Annotated in this window: 1 pseudogene; it reads right to left on the bottom strand. The window is 66.1% G+C overall.

Annotated elements, in window-relative coordinates:
* Positions 1-622, bottom strand: a pseudogene (locus EVC45_RS45050) (EscN/YscN/HrcN family type III secretion system ATPase); the annotation flags it as partial.

Genomic DNA, 622 nt, shown 5'->3' with positions numbered 1-622 from the left:
ACGAGCGGTCCGACGTTGCGCAGACAACGACAGACCGCGCCATGCCCTTGGCCCCAAGAATCAGCTCGACGAACTCGCGCACTTCGCGGCCCCGCTCGCCGATCAGTGCAATCACAGTCACGTCGCATTGCGCGCCGTGCGCGAGCATACCGAGCAACGTGCTCTTGCCGACGCCCGCCGGTGCGAAAATGCCCATTCGCTGCCCTTCGGCGAGCGTCATCATGCTGTCGACGACGCGCACGCCGGTGGCAAGCGGCGTGTCGATCATGCGCCGGCTCATCGGCGAAGGCGGATTCGCGAACACCGGTCGGTCTTCGCTGGTGCGAAGCGGCCCGAGTCCGTCGATCGGCTCGCCGAGGCTATCGATCACGCGCCCCAGCAACGCGTCCCCGACCGGAACGGTCAGCGAACGGCCCAGTCCCACGACGCGCGTGGAGCGCGAGATGTCGGCGAGCCGCGAGAACGGCGACAGAAGAGCGACATCGCGCGTGAAGCCGATTACTTCGGCATGCTGAAGTAATTCTCCGTTCGGCGCGCGCAGCTTGCACAGCTCGCCAAGCATCACATCGAGCCCGGCTACCTTGACGAGCATGCCGATAACCTCGAGCACCTTGCCGGTCCG

Source organism: Paraburkholderia sp. UYCP14C, assembly GCF_004197395.1.
Taxonomy (GTDB): Bacteria; Pseudomonadota; Gammaproteobacteria; order Burkholderiales; family Burkholderiaceae; genus Paraburkholderia.
Note: the sequence above shows the minus strand (reverse complement) of the source record. Positions and strands in the feature narration are given on the sequence as shown.